16 protein-coding genes are annotated in these 19,487 nt (G+C 72.7%); 4 read left to right on the forward strand and 12 right to left on the reverse strand.

Annotation, left to right across the window (positions count from 1 at the left end):
* Positions 1–4: 4 nt before the first annotated feature.
* Positions 5–946 (reverse strand): hypothetical protein, encoded by a 942-nt coding sequence (locus tag B4K29_RS17075; RefSeq protein ID WP_019285547.1) that lies wholly within the window; start codon positions 944–946, stop codon positions 5–7.
* A gap of 98 nt (positions 947–1,044) precedes the next feature.
* Here B4K29_RS17075 and hemG point away from each other — a divergent pair, with 98 nt between their 5' ends.
* From hemG to B4K29_RS17090, 3 genes are all read left to right on the forward strand, one after another.
* Positions 1,045–2,493 (forward strand): protoporphyrinogen oxidase, encoded by a 1,449-nt coding sequence (hemG, locus tag B4K29_RS17080; RefSeq protein WP_084412647.1) that lies wholly within the window; start codon positions 1,045–1,047, stop codon positions 2,491–2,493.
* The gene (locus B4K29_RS17085; protein WP_029211393.1) at positions 2,490–3,743 is read left to right on the forward strand and encodes a TIGR04053 family radical SAM/SPASM domain-containing protein; all 1,254 of its coding nucleotides are present in this window, start codon (positions 2,490–2,492) and stop codon (positions 3,741–3,743) included. Before hemG ends, B4K29_RS17085 begins: the two co-directional genes overlap by 4 nt.
* Positions 3,744–3,808: 65 nt before the next feature.
* The gene (locus B4K29_RS17090) at positions 3,809–4,828 is read left to right on the forward strand and encodes a serine hydrolase (protein ID WP_029211392.1); all 1,020 of its coding nucleotides are present in this window, start codon (positions 3,809–3,811) and stop codon (positions 4,826–4,828) included.
* A gap of 141 nt (positions 4,829–4,969) precedes the next feature.
* On the opposite strand, the gene guaA is transcribed toward B4K29_RS17090, so the two are convergent.
* From guaA to B4K29_RS17115, 5 genes are all read right to left on the reverse strand, one after another.
* Entirely contained in the window at positions 4,970–6,547 is a 1,578-nt protein-coding gene (guaA, locus tag B4K29_RS17095; RefSeq protein WP_286968353.1) for a glutamine-hydrolyzing GMP synthase, read from the reverse strand.
* The gene (locus B4K29_RS17100) at positions 6,544–6,888 is read right to left on the reverse strand and encodes a DUF3817 domain-containing protein (protein WP_019285542.1); all 345 of its coding nucleotides are present in this window, start codon (positions 6,886–6,888) and stop codon (positions 6,544–6,546) included. Before B4K29_RS17100 ends, guaA begins: the two co-directional genes overlap by 4 nt.
* Positions 6,885–7,658 (reverse strand): SURF1 family protein, encoded by a 774-nt coding sequence (locus B4K29_RS17105; protein WP_029211390.1) that lies wholly within the window; start codon positions 7,656–7,658, stop codon positions 6,885–6,887. Before B4K29_RS17105 ends, B4K29_RS17100 begins: the two co-directional genes overlap by 4 nt.
* Positions 7,659–7,705: 47 nt before the next feature.
* Positions 7,706–8,962 (reverse strand): YncE family protein, encoded by a 1,257-nt coding sequence (locus tag B4K29_RS17110; RefSeq protein ID WP_286959215.1) that lies wholly within the window; start codon positions 8,960–8,962, stop codon positions 7,706–7,708.
* Between the two features lie 121 nt (positions 8,963–9,083).
* Positions 9,084–10,706, reverse strand: a complete 1,623-nt coding sequence (locus tag B4K29_RS17115) for a succinic semialdehyde dehydrogenase (RefSeq protein WP_286968356.1) — start codon at positions 10,704–10,706, stop codon at positions 9,084–9,086.
* Between the two features lie 96 nt (positions 10,707–10,802).
* Between B4K29_RS17115 and B4K29_RS17120 the strand changes: the two genes are divergently transcribed.
* A complete protein-coding gene (locus B4K29_RS17120) occupies positions 10,803–12,248 on the forward strand; it encodes a glycosyltransferase 87 family protein (RefSeq protein WP_286968359.1) in 1,446 nt (481 codons plus the stop codon).
* Here B4K29_RS17120 and B4K29_RS17125 read toward each other — a convergent pair.
* The 6 genes from B4K29_RS17125 to B4K29_RS17150 all read right to left on the reverse strand — a co-directional run bounded on the left by B4K29_RS17125 (position 12,190) and on the right by B4K29_RS17150 (position 19,282).
* Positions 12,190–13,479 (reverse strand): aminotransferase class I/II-fold pyridoxal phosphate-dependent enzyme, encoded by a 1,290-nt coding sequence (locus B4K29_RS17125; protein ID WP_286968361.1) that lies wholly within the window; start codon positions 13,477–13,479, stop codon positions 12,190–12,192. The genes B4K29_RS17120 and B4K29_RS17125 overlap by 59 nt on opposite strands.
* A gap of 466 nt (positions 13,480–13,945) precedes the next feature.
* Entirely contained in the window at positions 13,946–15,067 is a 1,122-nt protein-coding gene (locus tag B4K29_RS17130; RefSeq protein ID WP_019285534.1) for a GuaB3 family IMP dehydrogenase-related protein, read from the reverse strand.
* 51 nt (positions 15,068–15,118) lie between these two features.
* Positions 15,119–16,639, reverse strand: coding sequence for an IMP dehydrogenase (gene guaB / locus B4K29_RS17135; RefSeq protein ID WP_286968362.1), 1,521 nt, complete (start codon positions 16,637–16,639; stop codon positions 15,119–15,121).
* Between the two features lie 70 nt (positions 16,640–16,709).
* Positions 16,710–17,840, reverse strand: coding sequence for a hypothetical protein (locus tag B4K29_RS17140; RefSeq protein ID WP_286968363.1), 1,131 nt, complete (start codon positions 17,838–17,840; stop codon positions 16,710–16,712).
* Positions 17,837–18,550 (reverse strand): RNA polymerase sigma factor ShbA, encoded by a 714-nt coding sequence (shbA, locus tag B4K29_RS17145; protein WP_029211383.1) that lies wholly within the window; start codon positions 18,548–18,550, stop codon positions 17,837–17,839. The genes B4K29_RS17140 and shbA overlap by 4 nt, the downstream gene beginning before the upstream one ends.
* A gap of 132 nt (positions 18,551–18,682) precedes the next feature.
* Positions 18,683–19,282, reverse strand: coding sequence for a response regulator transcription factor (locus B4K29_RS17150; protein ID WP_019285530.1), 600 nt, complete (start codon positions 19,280–19,282; stop codon positions 18,683–18,685).
* Between the last annotated feature and the right edge of the window lie 205 nt (positions 19,283–19,487).

Below are 19,487 nucleotides of genomic sequence, written 5' to 3' on the forward strand. Positions count from 1 at the left end.
ACCCTCAGCGCAGGTACTTCTCCACGGCCCGCGAGGTCGCCCCGACCAGGCCGCCCACGAGCCCGCCGATCAGCAGCAGCGAGCCGATGCCGAGGACGAGGCCGAGCGGGTTGGACAGGACGCCGACGCCCCACGACACGAGCAGCACCCCCATCACCACGACGGCCGACAGGCCGGACAGGACCAGCAGCGTCAGGCCGTAGGGAGCGTTGGAGACCCGGGGCTCACGGGTCCGCTGCCACCCGAGGCCACGGACCTGCGTGCGAAAGTCCCGCAGCATCCGTCGCTGCTGGGGACGACCGGCGACCAGCGCCGCGACCCCGACCCCGATGCCCGTCCAGAGGGCGACGAGGGCGATCGCGGCGATCACGTCGCCGGGCCGGTTCATGCGGACGACCACGACGCCGAGGGCGGCCCAGCTCGCCCACAGCGCGGCGAAGAAGGTCACCCACAGGCGGATCGTCATCGGCGTCACGAGGACGATCGCGATGGCGATCGAGCAGGACGCGACGGCGTGCCCGCTCGGCGCGGAGTTGACCGGTCCGAGGTGGTCGAGGCCGTAGTCCGGGCGGTGGATCAGGTAGGTGCGGGTGAGGTAGGCCGTGAGGTTGGCGCCCACCACCACCACGAGCGCCCCGAGCGCCAGGTCGAACCTGCGCCGCCACACCGCGAGCACCACGCAGATCGCGAACGCCGCGGCGAGGGTGCGCACCTCGACGGCGGCCAGGACGGTCCCGATGTGCTGGTAGCGGAAGGTGTCGGTGATCGCGATCGACCCGAACGCGCGGGTGTCGAGCCGCTGACCCCAGGGGGCGAAGACGTTCCAGGCGATGGTGATGACCAGCACGAGGAGTCCGGCGGCGGCCACGGCGAGCGCCCAGCGGCGCGCGTGCCCGTGGAGCTGGGTCACGGGCGGCGCGGTGGGCGCGGTCTCGGTCGACGACATACGTCCACCTTGCCCCGGGATGAAAAAACACGACGTATGCCGGGACAAACACCACCCCGCTGCATCGTCCCGGAGCGGCCCTCGTTAGGGTTGGGCTCATGCCCGACGCCAGCACCGCCCTCCCCACCGACGACGCCGAGGGCACCGCCCCCACGGGCAGCGTCCCCGCTCGTGCCCTGGTGGTGGGCGGTGGCGTCACCGGCCTCCTCGCGGCGCGGCGCCTCGCCCAGGCCGGCTCCCGGGTGACGGTGCTCGAGGCCGGCGACCGGCTCGGCGGGCAGGTCCGCTCCGTGGACTTCGCCGGCCGTCGCTGCGAGCTCGGCGCCGAGGCGGTCCACCTGGCGTCCCCCGCGGTGACCGCCCTCGTGCGCGAGCTGGGGCTCGAGGCCACGATGATCCGGTCCAACCCCGGCGCCACCTGGCTCGCCACCCGCAAGGGTCTGCGCCGCCTCCCCCAGGGTGTCGGCCCGACCGGCCCCACCCAGCTGATGCCCGTGGTCCGCTCCGGGATCGTCTCGGTGCAGGGTCTCGCGCGCGCCGCCCTCGAGCCGCTCGTGGCCCGCCGCCACCGCGTCGAGGGCGACGTCTCGGTCGGGCGCTTCGTCCGCGAGCGGTTCGGCGACGAGATCGCCGACTCCTTCGTCGACCCGATGCTCGGCGGGCTGCACTCCGGCGACATCGACCAGCTGTCGCTGCGGGCAGCCTCGCCGATGCTCGCGGCGGTCGCGCGCGACGGCCGCTCCCTCACCCTGTCGGTCCGCACGCGCAAGGCCGGGCCGAGCGTGGCGCCGTCGATGTTCGCGACCTGGCCGCAGGGCCTGTCCACCCTCACCGATCACCTCCTGGATGGCGTCGACGTCGACGTGCGCCTCTCCTCGCCCGTCGCCTCCCTGCGCCGGACCGAGCAGGGGTCGTATGCCGTGACCACCGTCTCCGGCGAGGACCACCACGCCGACGCCGTCGTGCTCGCGGTCAACGCCGCCGTCGCGTCCCGCCTCCTGGCCGGCGCCTCCCCCGACGCCGCGGCGCCCCTGGCGCAGGTCCGCTCCGCGTCGCTGGCGTCGGTCCTCGTGGCGCTGCCCGCCGCCGAGGCGCAGCGGTGCCGCCCCATCGCCGAGGGCACCGGCATCATGATCCCGAGCCGGCTCGGCCGCCGGCTCAAGGCCGCGACCTTCCTGTCCTCCAAGTGGCCCCAGCTGGCCGGGGGCGACACCACGCTCGTGCGCCTCTCCGCCGGCCGCGACGGCTCCACCATCGTCGACGACCACAGCGACGCCGAGCTGGTCGACCTGCTCCTGGCCGACCTGGGCGAGCTCACCGGGCTCGGCGCCCGGCCCGTCGAGACGCGGGTGCACCGCTGGCTCGACACCGCGCCCCAGCTCGTCGTCGGTCACCAGGAGCGGCTGACCGCGGCCCGCGCGGCCCTGCAGCGCGACCTGCCGGGCGTCGTCGTCGCCGGCGCCTCCCACGACGGGGCCGGCATCAGCGGCTGCGTCACCTCCGCCCTGCAGGCCGTCACCACCCTCACCGAAAGGCCCACGCGATGAGCCACGACCTGCGGCACCCCGGGGCGCCCGGCGCCGCGCCCGACCTCGCCAAGGCGGTCCGTCACCAGCGGCACGACGTCGCGGACAAGCCGTTCATCACCATCTGGGAGGTCACCCGGGCCTGCCAGCTCGCGTGCCTGCACTGCCGCGCCGACGCCATCACCCGGCGGGACCCCCTCGAGCTCAGCCTCGACGAGGGCAAGGCCCTGCTCGAGCAGATCGCGTCCTTCCCCAAGCCGCACCCCCTCGTCGTGCTCACCGGCGGCGACCCCTTCGAGCGCCCTGACCTGGCCGAGCTCACGGCATACGGCACCTCCCTCGGCCTGTCCATGGCCCTGTCACCCTCGGCCACCCCCAACCTGACGACCGAGCGGCTGGCCGAGCTGCGGGACGCCGGCGGCAAGGCCGTGTCCCTCTCGCTCGACGGTGCGCAGGCCCCGACGCACGACGCGTTCCGCGGCTTCGAGGGGACCTTCGAGCGCACCCTGGACTCGGCGCGGCTGGTCACCGAGGCGGGCTTCCGGCTGCAGATCAACTCGACCGTCACCCGCTCGACCGTGCTGGAGCTGCCGCGGCTGCTCACCACGGTCCTCGACCTCGGTGCCAAGCTGTGGAGCGTGTTCTTCCTCGTCCCCACGGGCCGCGGCCAGCAGCTGCAGACCCTCACGGCCGACGAGGTCGAGGACGTGCTGCACTGGCTCGTCGACGTGTCCCGCTTCATCGCGATCAAGACCACCGAGGCGCCGCACTACCGCCGGGTCGTGCTGCAGCGGCTCACGGCCGCGCACGACGGCTCGGCGGCCGAGGAGCGCGGCGAGCTCTACCGCCAGCTCACCGAGGCCACGGCCGTCCTGCTCGGCGACCGCGAGGTGCGCGAGCGGCCCGCCCGTCCGCCGATCGACGTCAACTCCGGCCGCGGCTTCGTGTTCATCGACCACCAGGGCTGGGTCTACCCCTCCGGCTTCCTCCCCCACCGGGCCGGCAACGTCCGCGAGACGCCGCTGCCCGAGATCTATCGCGAGTCGCCGATCATGCGGTCGCTGCGGACGCCGGAGCAGTTCGTCGGCAAGTGCGGGGTGTGCGAGTTCCGCGAGGTGTGCGGCGGGTCGCGCTCCCACGCGTATGCCGTCACCGGTGACCCGTTGGCCTCGGACCCCACCTGCGCCTACCTCCCGGCGTCGGTGACCGCGGAGGACGCGCTGCTCTCCGAGGCGCCCGCCGCCGCCCAGATGCGGGCGCACGCCCACTGACCCCGGACACCCCGACACGCGGGCGCAATGAGGGGACTGGTCCCGGATTCACCGACAATGAGCGGGTGCCGCACCGAATCTCCCCCCTCGTCCTGGCCCTCGGCCTCGCCGCCTCCGGGCTGAGCGGGTGCGGCGGGTCCGGCGCTGCCGCATCAGCGACCACGACCGTCACGGCCCCCGCCGTCACCCACACCGTCATCGCCCCGACCGACGACGAGCGCCCCGCGAGCGCGTCCACGACGGCCGGGTCGCCGACCACCGCCGTCTCGCCGTCGACCAGCGCGACGTCGACCACCCCGCCAGCGGCCGGCACGACGAGCTCGGCGGCCCCGACCTCGGCGCCGGCGTCCACCCCCGCACCGGCGGCCGGCGTCACCGAGGCCGGGTTCGACGCGGCCGCCGCGGCCTACCTCAAGGGCCGCAAAGGTCACGTCGGTGTGTTCGCCGTCGACCTGACCGACGGTCGGCAGGTGCAGCACAACGCCGGGCAGCGGTGCGAGACGGCCAGCATGGTCAAGCTCGACGTGCTGCTCACCCTGCTGCTGCAGCGGCAGGACGCGGGCAAGCCCCTCAGCAGCTCCGACCGGGCGCTGACGTCCTCCATGATCATCAACAGCGACAACAACGCCACCACCACGCTGTGGGGACGGATCGGGCAGCACGAGGGCGTGCGGGCGGCCAACCGCAGGTTCGGGATGACCGAGACCGAGCCGGGCACCTCCTACCGCTGGGGTCTGACCACCACCACCGCCGCCGACCAGGTGCGCCTGCTGCGCAACCTCGTCCGCGACGACGGCCCGCTGGACCAGGCGAGCCGGGACTACGCGCTGGGCCTGATGGGCCGGGTCGCCGACGGGCAGGACTGGGGTGTCTCGGCCGCCAACCCGCAGCACGAGGCCCAGGTCAAGAACGGCTGGCTCCCCCGGTCCGACGGCTGGGTGGTCACGTCGGCCGGACGCGCGCAGACCGCCGCTGGCCACGAGGTGCTCCTCGCGGCCGTGAGCTGCGAGGTCAGCAGCCAGCAGCACGGCATCGAGACCATCGAGCACCTCGCCGAGATGGCCGCGAGCGCCCTCGACCGCTGACCGGCCTCCCGCTGGGTCACTCCAGACCGGGTCACTCCAGACCGGGTCACCCCAGACCGGGTCACCCCAGACCGGGTCACCCCGGACCCGGCCAGCCCGGACCAGGCCAGCCCAGACCGGGTCACCCCAGGCGGGGCCGGGTCACTCCCACTCGATGGTGCCCGGCGGCTTGCTCGTGATGTCGAGCACCACCCGGTTGACCTCGCTCACCTCATTGGTGATGCGGCTGCTGATGGTCGCCAGCACGTCATAGGGCACGCGCGACCAGTCGGCCGTCATCGCGTCCTCCGACGAGACCGGGCGCAGCACGATCGGGTGGCCGTAGGTGCGGCCGTCGCCCTGCACGCCCACCGAGCGCACGTCGGCGAGCAGCACGACAGGGCACTGCCAGATCTCGCGGTCGAGGCCCGCCTCGGACAGCTCCTCGCGGGCGATCGAGTCCGCGCGCCGCAGGATCTCGAGGCGCTCGGCGGTCACCTCGCCGATGATGCGGATGCCGAGGCCCGGGCCCGGGAAGGGCTGACGCCACACGATCGCCTCGGGGACGCCCAGCTCGAGGCCCACCTGGCGCACCTCGTCCTTGAAGAGGGTGCGCAGCGGCTCGACGAGCGCGAACTGCAGGTCGTCCGGCAGGCCACCGACGTTGTGGTGGGACTTGATGTTGGCCGCGCCCTCGCCGCCGCCGGACTCGACGACGTCGGGATAGAGCGTGCCCTGCACCAGCCACTTGACGGGGTGCTCCTCGTCGCCGCGGTCCTCGACCACGTCGCGGGCGGCCTGCTCGAAGGCGCGGATGAACTCACGGCCGATGATCTTGCGCTTGGTCTCGGGGTCGGTGACGCCGGCCAGCGCCGTGAGGAACTGCTCCCGCGCGTCGACGACGATCAGGTCGACCCCCGTCGCCTCGACGAACTCGCGCTCCACCTGCTCGCGCTCGCCCTCGCGCAGCAGCCCGTGGTCGACGTGCACGCAGGTCAGCTGGTCGCCGACGGCCTTCTGCACGATCGCCGCGGCCACGGCCGAGTCGACCCCGCCGGACAGGGCGCACAGCACCCGGTCCTCGCCGACCTGCTCGCGCACGGCGGTCACGAGCTCCTCCGCGACGTTGCCCGGCGTCCAGTCCGCCTCGATCCGGGCGCCCTTGGACAGGAAGTTCTCGAGCACGCGCTGCCCGAACGTCGAGTGCATGACCTCGGGGTGCCACTGCACGCCGTAGAGCCGCCGCTCGTCGTCCTCGAAGGCCGCCACGGGGGCGCCTGAGGTCGCCGCGGTGACCCGCATGCCGTCCGGGGCCTCGGTCACCGAGTCGCCGTGGCTCATCCACACCGACTGGTCGGCCGGCTGGCCGTTGAACAACGTGGAGCTGGTGTCGCTGACCTGCGCCTGGGTCGAGCCGTACTCGCCGAGGCCGGTGTGCGCGACCGTCCCACCGAGCGCCTGGACCATCGCCTGGAAACCGTAGCACATCCCGAACACCGGGATCCCCGCCTCGAGCAGCGCCGGGTCGAGGCGCGGGGCGCCCTCGGCATACACGCTCGACGGACCGCCGGAGAGGATGATCGCCGAGGGCTCCTTGGCGAGCAGCCGCTCGGTCGACCAGGAGTGCGGCACCACCTCGGAGTAGACATCGGCCTCACGCACCCGACGGGCGATGAGCTGGGCGTACTGCGCGCCGAAGTCGACGACGAGAACCGGCTTGGCCTGGAGGGACTCACTCACGCGGCCAGCCTACCGTCGACCTCGTGGGCGACCTTGCGCTCGACCCAGAAGGACAGGAACGGCACGATCCCGGCCAGCATGACCTTGATGATCTTGGACAGGGGCCACCTGGCCGCCGTCCCCAGGTTGAAGGTCGCCACGAGATAGATCATGTAGAGGAAGCCGTGCGGCATCGCCCACCAGGCGAGGACGTCGTTCTTCCAGGGGCCGTACTTGAGCAGCATCTCGAGCACGAGCACGAGCAGCCCCACGCCGACGATGAAGGCCATGACCTTGAACGGCGTGAGCGCCTTGCGGACGGTCTCGGGGTTGTCGTAGCCGGCGGACGGCACCTGGGTCATCGGGCGGGTTCTCCTTGGTCGATCGGGTGGTCGTTGTCGTGAGGGGCTGGCCGTATGCCGGACCGGTGGTCGTCACGCACCATGCGCCACCACATGTAGACGGCGAAGGCGGCGAAGACCCACCACTGCAGCGCGTAGGCGAAGTTGCGCCAGTTGAGCTGAGACTCAGGCTGGGGCGGGGGGATGCGTTGGAGCGCGGTGCCGGCGCCGAGGTCCGGGCGCTCCGCCCCGGCGAGCACGAAGGCGTTGTAGAGGTCCTGCGGCCACCGGTTGACGAGCACCGCCAGGTCGATCGAGCCGAGCTGCCCGGCGGGCAGGACCTGGTCGGACGGGGACTCCCCCGGCGCCAGGGTCCCGGTCACCGTCACCGTCGTGGTCGGCGCGGCGGGCGCGTCCGACGGCCGTATGACGAAGCCCCGCACCACGGCGACGCGGGCCCTCGTGGCGGTCTCGTCGAGCGGCGTCACGACCCAGTAGCCGGTGCGGCCCTCGAGCAACCGTCCCGGCACCAGGAACTGACCCGACGGGTCGTAGGCGCCGGTCACCTCGACGCGACGGTTGGACATGACGCCCTCGAAGGGCGCGTGCGGCTGCACGACCTGGGACAGCGGGGCAGCGGGTCGGGCCTGAGCCTCGGCCAGGGCCTTCTTGGCGCCCTGGTCCTTGGAGACGTCCAGCTGCCACAGCCCGAGGCGGGTGAAGGCGATGACGACCAGCACCACGAGCGCGAGCAGCCCCAACCAACGGGGCTTGAGGGCGGTGCGGATCACCGTCCTACCCTAGGCGACCCGGCTGGGCGTCCCGTGCACGAGGGGTCTCAGTCGTGGGCGGGCCCGGAGGGTGTCGCCGTCGGCTGCCCGCCCTTGGGCGACGGGGCGGGCGTGCCGCCCTTGGCCTCGTCGAGCACCAGGATCGAGCCGCTGTAGCAGGACACCCACACGGCGTTGCGCGTCGGCTCGTAGGCGACGCCGATCGGGCTGGGCTCGGTGGCGACGACCTGCTGGACGGTGAGGTCGCTGGTCCGGACCTTGCTCATCGCGGCGGCGCCGTAGCTCACGACATACAGGGCTCGTCCGTCGCGGCTCATGGCCATCGACCGCGGCTGGCTCGCCAGGGAGACGGTCTGGTCGACCTTGGCCGAGGCGAGGTCGACGCGGACGAGGGTGTTGGCGTCGTTGTTGGTGACGTAGAGGTGCTTGCCGTCGGCCGACACGACGAGCGCGCGGGGACCCTTGCCGGGCTTGACCAGCGGCTTCGCCGTCCGCGCGGCCAGGTCGACCTGGTAGACGGTCTCCCCGCCCATCTCGGCGACGTAGGCGGTGGTGCTGTCGGGGCTGATCGCGATGCCGCGCGGGTGGGCGCCGATCTTGACGGTGGCCACCTCCTTGGCCTGCGCCACGTCGACGATCGACAGGGTGCCCGAGCACCAGTTGGTCGCCAGCAGGGTGCGCTGGTCGGGGCTCAGCGCGACGACCTTGGGGACCGCGCCCACCTGGATGACCTGGTCGACCTTGAGGGAGGCGGAGTCCAGGCGGTAGACGTAGGACCGGTCCACCGCAGAGGTGGCGCTGCAGTCGTCGAAGCCGTTCTTGGCGAACCCGGGGCCGTACATCGAGTAGTTGGAGACATAGGCCTTGGCGCCGTCCCGGGTCCAGGTCGCCTCGACGGGCGCGCCCTTGACGGTGCCCTTGGCGTCCTTGACGCCGAACTGCCCGAGGTCCACCGCGTCGGGGACGGTCGCCTTGAGCTGGCCGTCCGCGCCGTATGCCGTGACCGTGTGGCGGTACATCATGTTCTGCGCGATCACGAGACCGCTCGGGGACGCGGCCACCGACTTGGGGTTGATGTTGCCGGTGATCGTCTGCCGCTTGACGAGCTGGGTGCCCGACACGTCGTAGGCGGCCTTCTGAGCCTGGAGCGCGGCAGCCGTGGCGTCGTCGCCCCGTCCTCCGACGAGGGCCTGGCAGGCGCGGACGCCGCCCAGCACGAGCAGCGCCAGCAGGAGCAGCGCGATCAGCCCGACGATGCGCCGCCGGCGCACGTAGACAGGGTCGCGACGCACGACGAGCTTCACGGACGTCCTCCAGCACCAGGTCGGCTTTGTCCCATTCCTGGCTCAACCTAGCCGGGCCGGGCGCCCATCCCGCGCAGAAACCCCGCGCAGAACCCCACGCCGGCGCAGGACGCAGAGCCGGTCAGCGCCAGCCGGTGACCCGCAGGGACCGCAGCCCGCTCGTGAGCAGGCCCGTCCACAGCGACTGGTCCACACCCGCCGGGCCCTGCACGGGGACGAGCCGCTGCACGGCGACGTTCTGCTCCTCGGTGTACTTGCGCAGGCCCTCGGCGCCATGACGTCGCCCGATGCCGGACTGCTTCATGCCGCCCATGGGCGCCCCGACGGCGGTCCAGGCGGCGGCGTAGCCGTCGTTGACCCCGACGGTGCCCGCGTCGATGCGGCGGGCCAGATCCTTGCCGCGCCGCACGTCGCGGGTCCAGACCGAGGCGTTGAGGCCGTAGTCGGTGTCGTTGCACATGGTGATGGCCGCGCGGTCGTCGCGGGCGCGATAGATGGTGACGACGGGCCCGAAGGTCTCGCCGCGGGCGCACAGCATGTCCTCGGTCACGTCGGTCAGCACCGTGGGCTCGTAGACATAGGGCCCGAGGTCGGGACGAGCCCGGCCGCCGGTGAGGACGGTGGCGCCCTTGGCGCGCGCGTCCTCGACGTGCTCCTCCACGGTCGCCAGCTGCTGCGGGCCCGCGAGCGATCCCATGTCGGCGCCGTAGGCCAGGTCGACCGAGAGCCGCATCTGGCGCACCAGGGCCACGAACCGGCGGACGAAGTCGTCGGCGATCGCCTCGTGGCAGATGATCCGCTCGGCGGAGATGCACAGCTGGCCGGCGCTGCCGAAGCACGCGGTGACGGCCCCTCGGGCCGCGCGGTCCAGGTCGGCGTCCGCCGCGACGTAGAGCGGGTTCTTGCCGCCGAGCTCGAGGGAGCAGCCGACGAGGCGCTCCGCGCACGTGGCGGCGACCTTGCGCCCGGTGGCGGTCGACCCCGTGAAGCAGACGTAGTCGGTCAGCTCGACGACCGCCTGCCCCGCGCTGGGGCCGTCGCCCAGCACGACCAGCAGGACACCGTCGGGCAGCCCGGCCTCCTCGAGCAGCTGCACGGCGCGCAGGCAGCTGAGGGCGGCGCGGTTGTCGGGGCGCAGCACGACCGCGTTGCCCGCGAGCAGCGCGGGGATCGCGTCGGTGATCGACATGGACAGCGGGTAGTTCCACGGCGCGACGACCCCCACCACGCCCTTGGCACGCCGGGCGGCCCGAGCGGTGGACAGGAACGGCAGCCCGCCCTGGGCCGAGGTGCCCGCGAGATAGCCCGGCAGGCGACGCGCGTAGTGCCGGGCCACGATCGCCGTGTCGGCGACCTCTTCGAAGCCGTGGAAGCGCGTCTTGCCCGACTCGAGCTGGACGAGGTCCAGCAGCTCGGACTGGTGCTCCAGGACCAGGTCGTGGAAGCGCAGCAGGATGCGGGACCGGTCCGCCAGACGAGTCCGCGCCCAGCGCACCTGCGCCATACGACCGGCACGGACCGCGGCCTCGACGTCGGCCCGCGAGGACTGGGCCACCGTGCCCAGGACCTCACCGGTCAGCGGCGTCGTCAGCTCGACCGCGGGCACGGTCCCGTCGCTGACGACACCCCGGCTGACCTGGTCGATCCACGCCTGGTCGACCGTATGCCGTGGCGCCCCACCCACGACGGGGTTGCCGCCGGCGGCGCGGACGGAGTCGGTCTTCGCGGACGTCGAGAGGCTCATGGGCAGACCGTACTACGCAGTCATGACAGACCCCCGGGCGCCTGTAGCGCACGTCACTCACCTGGTTGAGCGCCGGGGTTTGGCAGGCTGGGGCCCGTGAGACGAGCTGCGCGGGCCACCGCGATCCTGACGGTGACCTACCTCGGCGTGCTGTCGGTGGGCAACACCGACTCGCGGCGGTGGCTCTACCTGCTCGTGTCCCTGTCCGCGTGGATCGTCTTCGGGCTGGTGGCCCGCTGGTTCTTCCGAGCCGACCGCACATGCCGCGCCGACCGACCCCTGCTCGCGATCGCCGCCCTGGCCCTCGTCGTCCAGCTCCCCGGCGTCTTCTTCGCCCCCGCCAGCTCGACCGACCTCAACCGCTACGTCTGGGACGGCCGGGTGCAGCTGGACGGCGTCGACCCCTACCGCTACGTGCCGTTCGACGACCGCCTCGCGCACCTGCGCGACCCCGTCCTGTTCCCGGGGCTGCGGCCCGACGAGCCGTCCGGCGTCACGACCGAGCCGCTGCCCGCCACCCGCGAGGGGGTTCTGGAGTACGCCCGCAACGACCCGCGCTCCCCCATCAGCCGCCCCCGCTTCCTCACGCCCTACCCACCCGTCGCCGAGGCCTACTACGCGGCCGTGTCCGCCGTGACGCCGTGGTCGTGGGGGTCCAAGGGCTTCCAGATCAGCGGGGCGCTGATCGCCGTCGCGACGTCGGTGCTGATCGCGCGCTACCTGCGCTCCCGTGGTCGTGACCCCTTCCAGGCCCTCGTCTGGGCCTGGTCGCCGATCGTCGTCCTGGAGGCCGGCAACGGCGGTCACGTCGACGTGCTCGTCGCCCTCCTGGTCGTGCTCGCCGTCATGGCCGCGGTGCACCGGCGGGCCGCGGTGGTCGTCGGCGGGCTCGTGGGCCTCGCGGCGGCGGTCAAGCTCACGCCGTTCGTCCTGCTGCCGGCGTTCACGCCCTGGCGGTTCACCCGCGACGACGGGTCCCCGGCCGGCGTCTGGGGCGGCATACGACGCTCTCTCGTGGTCGGGCTTACCGCCATCGGCCTGGTCGTCCTGGTCTATCTGCCGCACTATCTCGCCGTCGGCCCGGCGATCAAGGGATCGCTCGACGGCTACCTCGCCGAGGAGGGCGGCGAGAACCGCGCCTCTCTGCTCACGCTCGTGATGCCGCTGCCCGTCGCCAACGTCCTGGCCGTCGTCGTGTGCCTGGGCGTGGCCGCCTGGGCGGTGCTCGGGCGCCGCGGGCGTGAGGACGACCCGGCGCTGCCCGCGCTCTACCTCTTCGGCGCGCTGCTGCTCACCACCACGCCCGTGCTCGCGTGGTACTCCCTGCCGCTCGTGGCGCTGGCCGTGATGGTGGGACGTCCCGAGTGGCTGGCGCTGGCCGTCGCGGGGTGCTGCGCGTACGGGGGCCACGGGGCGTACCCTGCGACCCCCGTCGCGTATGCCGCGGCGCTGCTCGTGATCTATCTCGTGACGGTGCGCCGGATCAGGCGTCGTCGTCCGGCAGCAGCGACTCCGCCGCCGCCAGCACCACGCACGACGTGAGGACCCGCAGCGCGGTGTCCAGGTCGTCGGTCGACGGCATGGTCGGGGCGATGCGGATGTTGCGGTCGTCCGGGTCCACGCCGCCGGGGAAGGTCGCGCCGGCTGGCGTCAGGGCGACGCCCGCCTCCTTGGCGAGCTCGACGACCCGACCCGCCGTGCCGGGCACGACGTCGAGGCTGATGAAGTAGCCGCCGTCCGGGTCGGTCCACTCCGCGATCCCGAGCTCGGCGAGGTCCTTCTCGAGGTGCCGCAGCACGGCGTCGAACTTGGGCTCGAGAATCTCGCGGTGCCGCTGCATGTGCGCTCGCACGCCCTCGGTGGTCTCGAAGAACCGCAGGTGGCGCAGCTGGTTGAGCTTGTCCGGCCCGATCGAGCGGAAGCCGTCACGCTTGAGGAACCACGCCACGTTGGCCGGCGAGGAGGCGAAGAACGAGACGCCGCCGCCGGCGAAGGTCACCTTGGACGTGGAGCCGAAGACGAACGCACGGTCGGGGTTGCCGGCCTGCTCGCACGCCTCGAGGATCGGGTCGAGCTGCGCCTCGGTGCTGCGCAGGTGGTGGATGGCATAGGCGTTGTCCCAGTAGACCCGGAAGTCCGGCGCCGCGGTCTGCATCGCCGCGAGCCGCTGCACGGTCTCGCTGGAGTAGGTCACGCCCGTCGGGTTGGAGTACTTCGGGACGCACCAGATGCCCTTGATCGAGGCGTCCTTGCCGGCGAGCTCCTCGACGAGGTCCATGTCGGGGCCCTCCGGCGTCATCGGCACGGTCACCAGCTCGACGCCCAGCTCCGAGCACACCGTGAAGTGCCGGTCGTAGCCGGGCACCGGCGCCAGGAACCGCACCGTCCGGCCCGCCCAGCCCGTGCCCTCGGGAGCGCCGGGCGGAGCGTGGAAGAACGACGACGCCACGCACTGGTGCATCAGCGACAGCGACGAGTTGTCCCGCACCACCAGCTGGTCCGGGCGGACGTCGAGCAGCGGGGCAAAGATCTCCCGCAGCTCGGTCAGGCCCTGCGTCGGGCTGTAGTTGCGCAGGTCACCCTCGGCCTGCGTCGTGTGCTCGCCCTCGGCCAGCACGGTCAGCAGCCGCTCGCTGAGGTCGAGCTGGGCCGAGCAGGGCTTGCCCCGCGTGATGTCGAGCTTGAGCCCCGAGGCCTTGGCCTCCTCGTGCTCCCGGCGGGCGCGGTCCCGCGCCTCTCGGAGCAGCTGCGGGTCGACGGTCGGGTGGTTCACGGTGTCCTCCGGTGCTCGAGGTGGTCGACGCACCCGACCCTACCGATCCAGGCCGTATGCCGCGCGCCCCGCTCACGCCGGCCCACCCCCACCCGCGCCGCTGCGCGAGGTTCGCGCTCCCAGCGCAGACCCCGCACACCCCAGCCCCGGCCTATCCGCACGTGCACGAACTGCAGGCCGGACGCAGCATCGCCACGTCCCAGCCCCCTCCACGTGGACAAACTGCAGGCCGGACGCAGTTCGTCGCGGCCGTCCGATGGCTGCGACCGTCGTCACCGCTCGTTCGTCACTGCGCCGTATACGACTGGCGCAGCTCCTCGGACTCCGCTACGGCCGCACCATCCTCCGTCGGGCGCAACCTCCGCTACGCCCTTCGTCACTGCGCTCTATTTGATTGGCGCAGCTCCTCGGACTCCGCTACGGCCGCACCATCCTCCGTCGGGCGCAACCTCCGCTACGCCCTTCGTCACTGCGCCGTATACGGGTTGACCACGACCTCCACCCGCTGGAACTCCTTCAGGTCGCTGTAGCCCGTCGTCGCCATGGCGCGGCGCAGGGCACCGATCATGTTGGTCGTGCCGTCGGCGGTGTGGGCAGGGCCGAAGAGCAGTTCCTTCAGCGGGGCGGCGCCGCGGACGTTGACGCGGGCGCCGCGCGGCAGCTCCTCGTGACGTGCCTCCGACCCCCAGTGGTAGCCCTGGCCGGGGGCGTCGGTCGCACGCGCGAGCGCGGCACCGATCATCACCGCGTCGGCGCCGCACGCGACCGCCTTGACGATGTCGCCGGCGCGTCCCACGGAGCCGTCGGCGATGACGTGGACGTAGCGTCCGCCCGACTCGTCGAGGTAGTCGCGCCGGGCCGCCGCCACGTCGGCCACCGCGGTGGCCATCGGGGCGTGGATCCCGAGCGTCTGGCGGGTGGTGCTCGCCGCTCCCCCGCCGAAGCCGACGAGGACGCCGGCCGCACCGGTGCGCATCAGGTGCAGGGCGGCCGTGTAGGTCGCTGCCCCGCCGACGATCACGGGGACGTCCAGCTCGTAGATGAAGCGCTTGAGGTTGAGCGGCTCGGTGCGGCTCGACACGTGCTCGGCCGAGACGGTGGTGCCCCGGATGACGAAGAGGTCGCACCCCGCGTCGACGACGGTGCGCCAGTGCTCCTGGGTCCGCTGCGGCGACAGCGCGCCGGCGACGGTGACGCCCGCGTCGCGGATCTCCTTGAGGCGTGCGGTGATCAGCTCGGGCTTGATGGGCTCGGCATAGATCTCCTGCATGCGCGGCGTGACGTCCGCCCCGGACAGCGTGGCGATCTCGTCGAGGAGGGGCTGCGGGTCGGCATACCGGGTCCACAGGCCCTCGAGGTCGAGGACACCGAGACCACCCAGCCGACCGAAGGCGATCGCCGAGGCCGGCGAGACGACGGAGTCCATCGGCGCGGCCATGATCGGCAGGTCGAAGTGGTAGGCGTCGATCTGCCACGACACCGACACCTCCTCGGGGTCGCGGGTGCGCCGCGAGGGCACGATCGCGATGTCGTCGAAGGTGTAGGCCTGGCGGGCGCGCTTGCCCCGTCCGATCTCGATCTCGGTCACGTCTGGTGCCTGTCTGTGGGGTGGAGGGTGGGTGCGTGGGGCCGCGGCGCGTCAGCGACCGGAGTAGTTGGGCGCCTCGGCGATCATCTGCACGTCGTGCGGGTGGCTCTCCTTGAGCCCCGCCGACGTGATGCGCACGAACTGCCCCTTGGCCTGGAGGTCGGGCACGGTGCGGGCCCCGACGTAGAACATCGACTGGTGCAGTCCGCCCACGAGCTGGTGGGCGACGGCCTGCAGGGTGCCGCGATAGGCGACCTTGCCCTCGATCCCCTCGGGGACCAGCTGGTCGTCGCTGGTGACGTCGGCCTGGAAGTAGCGGTCCTTGGAGTAGGACTTCTTGGTGCGCGAGCTCATGGCGCCGAGCGAGCCCATGCCGCGGTAGGCCTTGAACTGCTTGCCGTTGACGAAGATCAGCTCGCCCGGGCTCTCCTCGCAGCCGGCGAGCAGCGACCCGACCATGACCGAGCTGGCGCCCGCGACCAGGGCCTTGGCGATGTCGCCGGAGTACTGCAGGCCGCCGTCCGCGATGACGGGGACATCGGCCGCCGCGGCCGCCTGCGCCGCCTCGTAGACCGCGGTGAGCTGCGGGACGCCCACGCCGGCGACGATGCGGGTCGTGCAGATGGATCCCGGTCCGACACCCACCTTGACGGCGTCGACGCCGGCCTCGACCATCGCGGCCGCGCCGGCGCGGGTGGCGACGTTGCCGCCGATGATCTGGACGTGACGGGTGGCGCTGTCGGCCTTGAGCCGCTTGATCATGTCGATGAGCAGGCGAGCGTGGCCGTGCGCGGTGTCGACGACGAGCACGTCGACCCCCGCCTCGATCAGCGTGGTCGCGCGCTCCCAGGACTCGCCGAAGTAGCCGACGGCCGCCCCGACCAGCAGTCGTCCGTGGGCGTCGTTGCTGGCGAGGGGGTACTGCTCGGACTTGACGAAGTCCTTGACCGTGATCAGCCCGGCGAGCCGGCCCTGGTCGTCGACCAGCGGCAGCCGCTCGCGCTTGTGCTGGCGCAGGAGGCCGGTGGCGTCCTCGCGCGAGATGTCGACGGGCGCGGTGATGAGCGGCATCGGTGACATGACGTCGCGCACCAGCGTCGTGGTCCACTCGGCGACGGGCGTGAAGCGAAGGTCGCGGTTGGTGCAGATGCCGAGCAGGGTGCGGTCCTCGGCGACGACCGGGAGCCCGGACACGCGATACTCCCCACAGATCTGGTCGAGCTCCTCGAGGGTCGCGTCGGGGCCGATCGTCACGGGGTTGCTGATGCGCCCGGTCTGGGTGCGCTTGACCAGGTCGACCTGGTAGGCCTGGTCCTCGATCGACAGGTTGCGGTGCAGGATGCCGAGGCCTCCCTGGCGGGCCATCGCGATGGCCATGCGGGCCTCGGTCACGGTGTCCATCGCCGCCGAGACCAGCGGGATGCGGATGGACAGCTCGCGGGTCAGGCGGGTCGTGGTGTCGACCTCGCTGGGGATGACGTCGGTCTCCCCGGGCAGGAGGAGCACGTCGTCATAGGTGAGCCCCAGGGTGGCGAACTTGTCGGGCACGGCGCGGGTCTCCTCGAGGCTCATGCCACAAGTCTATCGGCGGGGACGCCGTGGCTCGTATGCCGACAGCCCGGCGCCTCCCCGCGTCACCGACTCAGGGCTGGTCGCCGCTCTGGCCGCCCGACGGCGCACCCGTCAGGCTCGTCGACCGGTCGAGGGCCGGTGTGCGCTGCTGCGTGGTGCCGAAGGTGCGGGTGCGGCCGGAGGCCGGTGCGCGCGACTCGACACGCGGCGTCCCCGTGCCAGTCACGGACGGCGTCGGGTTCGGCGGTCGCAGCGGGAGGCTCGTCGAGGGGGCGCTCGGAGACGTGGGCGACGTGGTGGGAGACGTGGGCCGGGTGGTCGGCGTCGTCGGCCGCGTGGTCGGTGTGGTCGGCTGCGTGGGTTGGGTCGTCGGGCGCGGCGACGACGGGCTGGGGCTCTGGCTCGGCGACGACGGGGTCGTCGTCGGCGTCGGCGTGCTCGTCGGCGAGGTGCTCGGTGACGAGGAGGGGCGCGTGGTGACGGGGCCCGCCGCGGACGACCCGGTGCCCGACCGGTCGGGCGAGCGGGTCCCGGGACGCGTGGGCGACGCGGACGCCGCAGCGGTGCGCGGCGGATCCGCCAGCACCAGGCCGTCGTCGCCGGACCCGGACCCCGACAGGTCCTGGCGCACCGCGGCGAGCAGCGCGTGGTCGCCCTCGCCGAGGAGCGACGGGTCACGGCGGACCTGGTCCTCGACGAGGCTCAGGACGGCGGCGGCGGCGTCGCGGTCGCCGGCCTTGAGCCGCTGCGAGGCGAGGTTGAGGGCCGTGCGCACGGAGTGACCGTCCGGGCCGTGGCTCGTGGCGTCGGCGGTGGCGAGCACGGCAGCGTCCGCGGGCCGGGGGGCCGCCACGCCCTTCTCGACGCCGCGCTCGACCTTGCTGACGAAGCCGGCCAGGCCGCCCTCGCTCGCCGCGGCGGCGACGGTGACGCCCGACAGGACGACGGCGGCGACGCTGGCCGCGACACCCGCCCGCGTGACGATGACGGTGCGCCTGGAGGGGAGCGGTCGGGGCGCGCCCTCGGCCAGGTCCTCGGGCAGGTCCTGGTCGATCTCGGTGGCCCAGCCCTCGAGCATGGCCAGGACGGGGTCGTCGTGCTCGACGGTCTCGCGACGGTCGGCGATCTGCTGCACGAGCTCGTCGTCGTCGCGCACGAGGCGCAGCGAGGGCTGGGGCGTGCCGTCGGGTCGGTGGTTCATCGGGATCCTCCCCCGCCGGCCGGGCCGGCCATCATGGCGCGCAGCCGGGTGAGGGCGCGGTGCTGGGCGACGCGCACCGCTCCCGGGGTCATGTCGAGGGAGGCGGCGACCTCGTCGGCGGTCATGCCCACCGCGACGCGCAGGGTCAGGATCTCGCGCTGGGTCTCCCCCAGCCGGTCGAGCATGGCCCAGGTGTCGGAGGAGCGCTCCGCCGCGATGACCGTGTCGAGCGGGTCGGCGTCCAGGTCGATCTCGTCGGGGAGCTCGTCGGTCGGCTCGGGTCCGCGCAGGCTCGACCGCATGGCGTCGGCGACCTTGTTGGAGGCGATGCCGTAGACGAAGGCCTCGAAGGGGGCACCACGGTCCTCGTAGCGCGGCAGCGATCGGAGCACGGCGACACACACCTCCTGAGCTGCGTCATCGGCGGCCTGCACACCGGCGGGGAGACCCCCGAGGCGCGCGCGGCAGTAGCGGAAGGCGATGCGTCGGACGTCGGTCAGCAGCGCCTGCAGAGCGGCGGGCTCGCCCTGGGCGGCAGCCGACACGACGTCGGCCGAGCGCATGGCTGGACCCGTGGGTGACATCGGTGCGGCGACCCCGGACGTTACGTCCTCGGTGGGCCGGTTTGCGCCGGGTCCCCGGCCGCGGTCGGCGGGGTCGGCTCCGTAGACGTGAAGGTGCCGCTGATCACGGGCGTCGGGGACGCTCATCGGCACCTCCTCGGGGAGCGACGACCGGCCCCTCGTCGGGCGGGTCGTGGACACGGCGAAGGCCGCCTCACGGCGTGCCTGTTCCCTCAGAGTAGCCGCCTGGCCCTGCCCAGAGCCACCCAGCGCGTCAGGTCAGCTGATCAGGCCGGTGCGGTAGGCGATGGCGACCGCGTGAGCACGGTCCGAGGCGTCCAGCTTGCGGAAGAGTCGTCGGGCGTGGGTCTTGATCGTGTCCTCGGTGAGGTACAGCTCGGCGCCGATCTCGGCGTTGCTGTGCCCCTGGCTCATCCCGCGCAGCACCTCGAGCTCGCGGGCGGTGAGGGTCGCCGTCACCCCGGGGCGCCCGGCCCCGCCCGATCGCGGCATCGCCTCACCGATGAAGGGCGCGAGCGCGACGGCCAGCTCCTCGCGGGTGGAGTCCTTCATGACATAGCCCTTGGCGCCGTAGGCCAGGGCCCGCGCCACACCGTCGATGTCCTCGGCCAGCGTCATCATCATGATCTGCGCGCTGGGGCGCAGGGCGAGCAGCCGCTTGACGGCGTCCAGTCCCCCCATGCCGGGCATGCGCAGGTCCGTGAGCGTCAGCGCCGGCTGCTCCGTGGCGTACTTGGCCAAGAGCTCCTCGCCGGAGGAGGCACCGCAGACCCGGGTCACGCCGGGCAGCGAGCCGATCCGGCGCATCATCACCTCGCGGGTGAGTGGCGCGTCGTCGCACACCATCACGGTCGTCATCCCTGCCTCCGGTCGGGTCAAGTCAATTACCAAGAGTTATCTTGGCTCACAAAAGCGTCCAGGTGCAGGTAAATCACCGAACCGGTCGCAACGTCCCCCCAGAGAACCGACACTACCCATGCAGCCCAGAAGCGTGACCGCGAGCGACTGCCCGTCCCCCGCATGCGTGCCGCCGATGTCGGTGCGCACACCGGCCATCACGCTC

Origin of the sequence: Arsenicicoccus sp. UBA6765 (assembly GCF_002453335.1) — a bacterium.
GTDB classification, from domain to species: Bacteria; Actinomycetota; Actinomycetes; order Actinomycetales; family Dermatophilaceae; genus Arsenicicoccus; species Arsenicicoccus bolidensis.

Coding starts and splice junctions, on each gene's coding strand:
- B4K29_RS17115 (WP_286968356.1), bottom strand. CDS start 10,706: ATGAGCCTCTCGACGTCCGCGAAGACCGACTCCGTCCGCGCCGCCGGC.
- B4K29_RS17100 (WP_019285542.1), bottom strand. CDS start 6,888: ATGACCCAGGTGCCGTCCGCCGGCTACGACAACCCCGAGACCGTCCGC.
- hemG (WP_084412647.1), top strand. CDS start 1,045: ATGCCCGACGCCAGCACCGCCCTCCCCACCGACGACGCCGAGGGCACC.
- B4K29_RS17085 (WP_029211393.1), top strand. CDS start 2,490: ATGAGCCACGACCTGCGGCACCCCGGGGCGCCCGGCGCCGCGCCCGAC.
- shbA (WP_029211383.1), bottom strand. CDS start 18,550: ATGAGCGTCCCCGACGCCCGTGATCAGCGGCACCTTCACGTCTACGGA.
- guaB (WP_286968362.1), bottom strand. CDS start 16,639: ATGAGCCTCGAGGAGACCCGCGCCGTGCCCGACAAGTTCGCCACCCTG.
- B4K29_RS17075 (WP_019285547.1), bottom strand. CDS start 946: ATGTCGTCGACCGAGACCGCGCCCACCGCGCCGCCCGTGACCCAGCTC.
- B4K29_RS17140 (WP_286968363.1), bottom strand. CDS start 17,840: ATGAACCACCGACCCGACGGCACGCCCCAGCCCTCGCTGCGCCTCGTG.
- B4K29_RS17150 (WP_019285530.1), bottom strand. CDS start 19,282: ATGACGACCGTGATGGTGTGCGACGACGCGCCACTCACCCGCGAGGTG.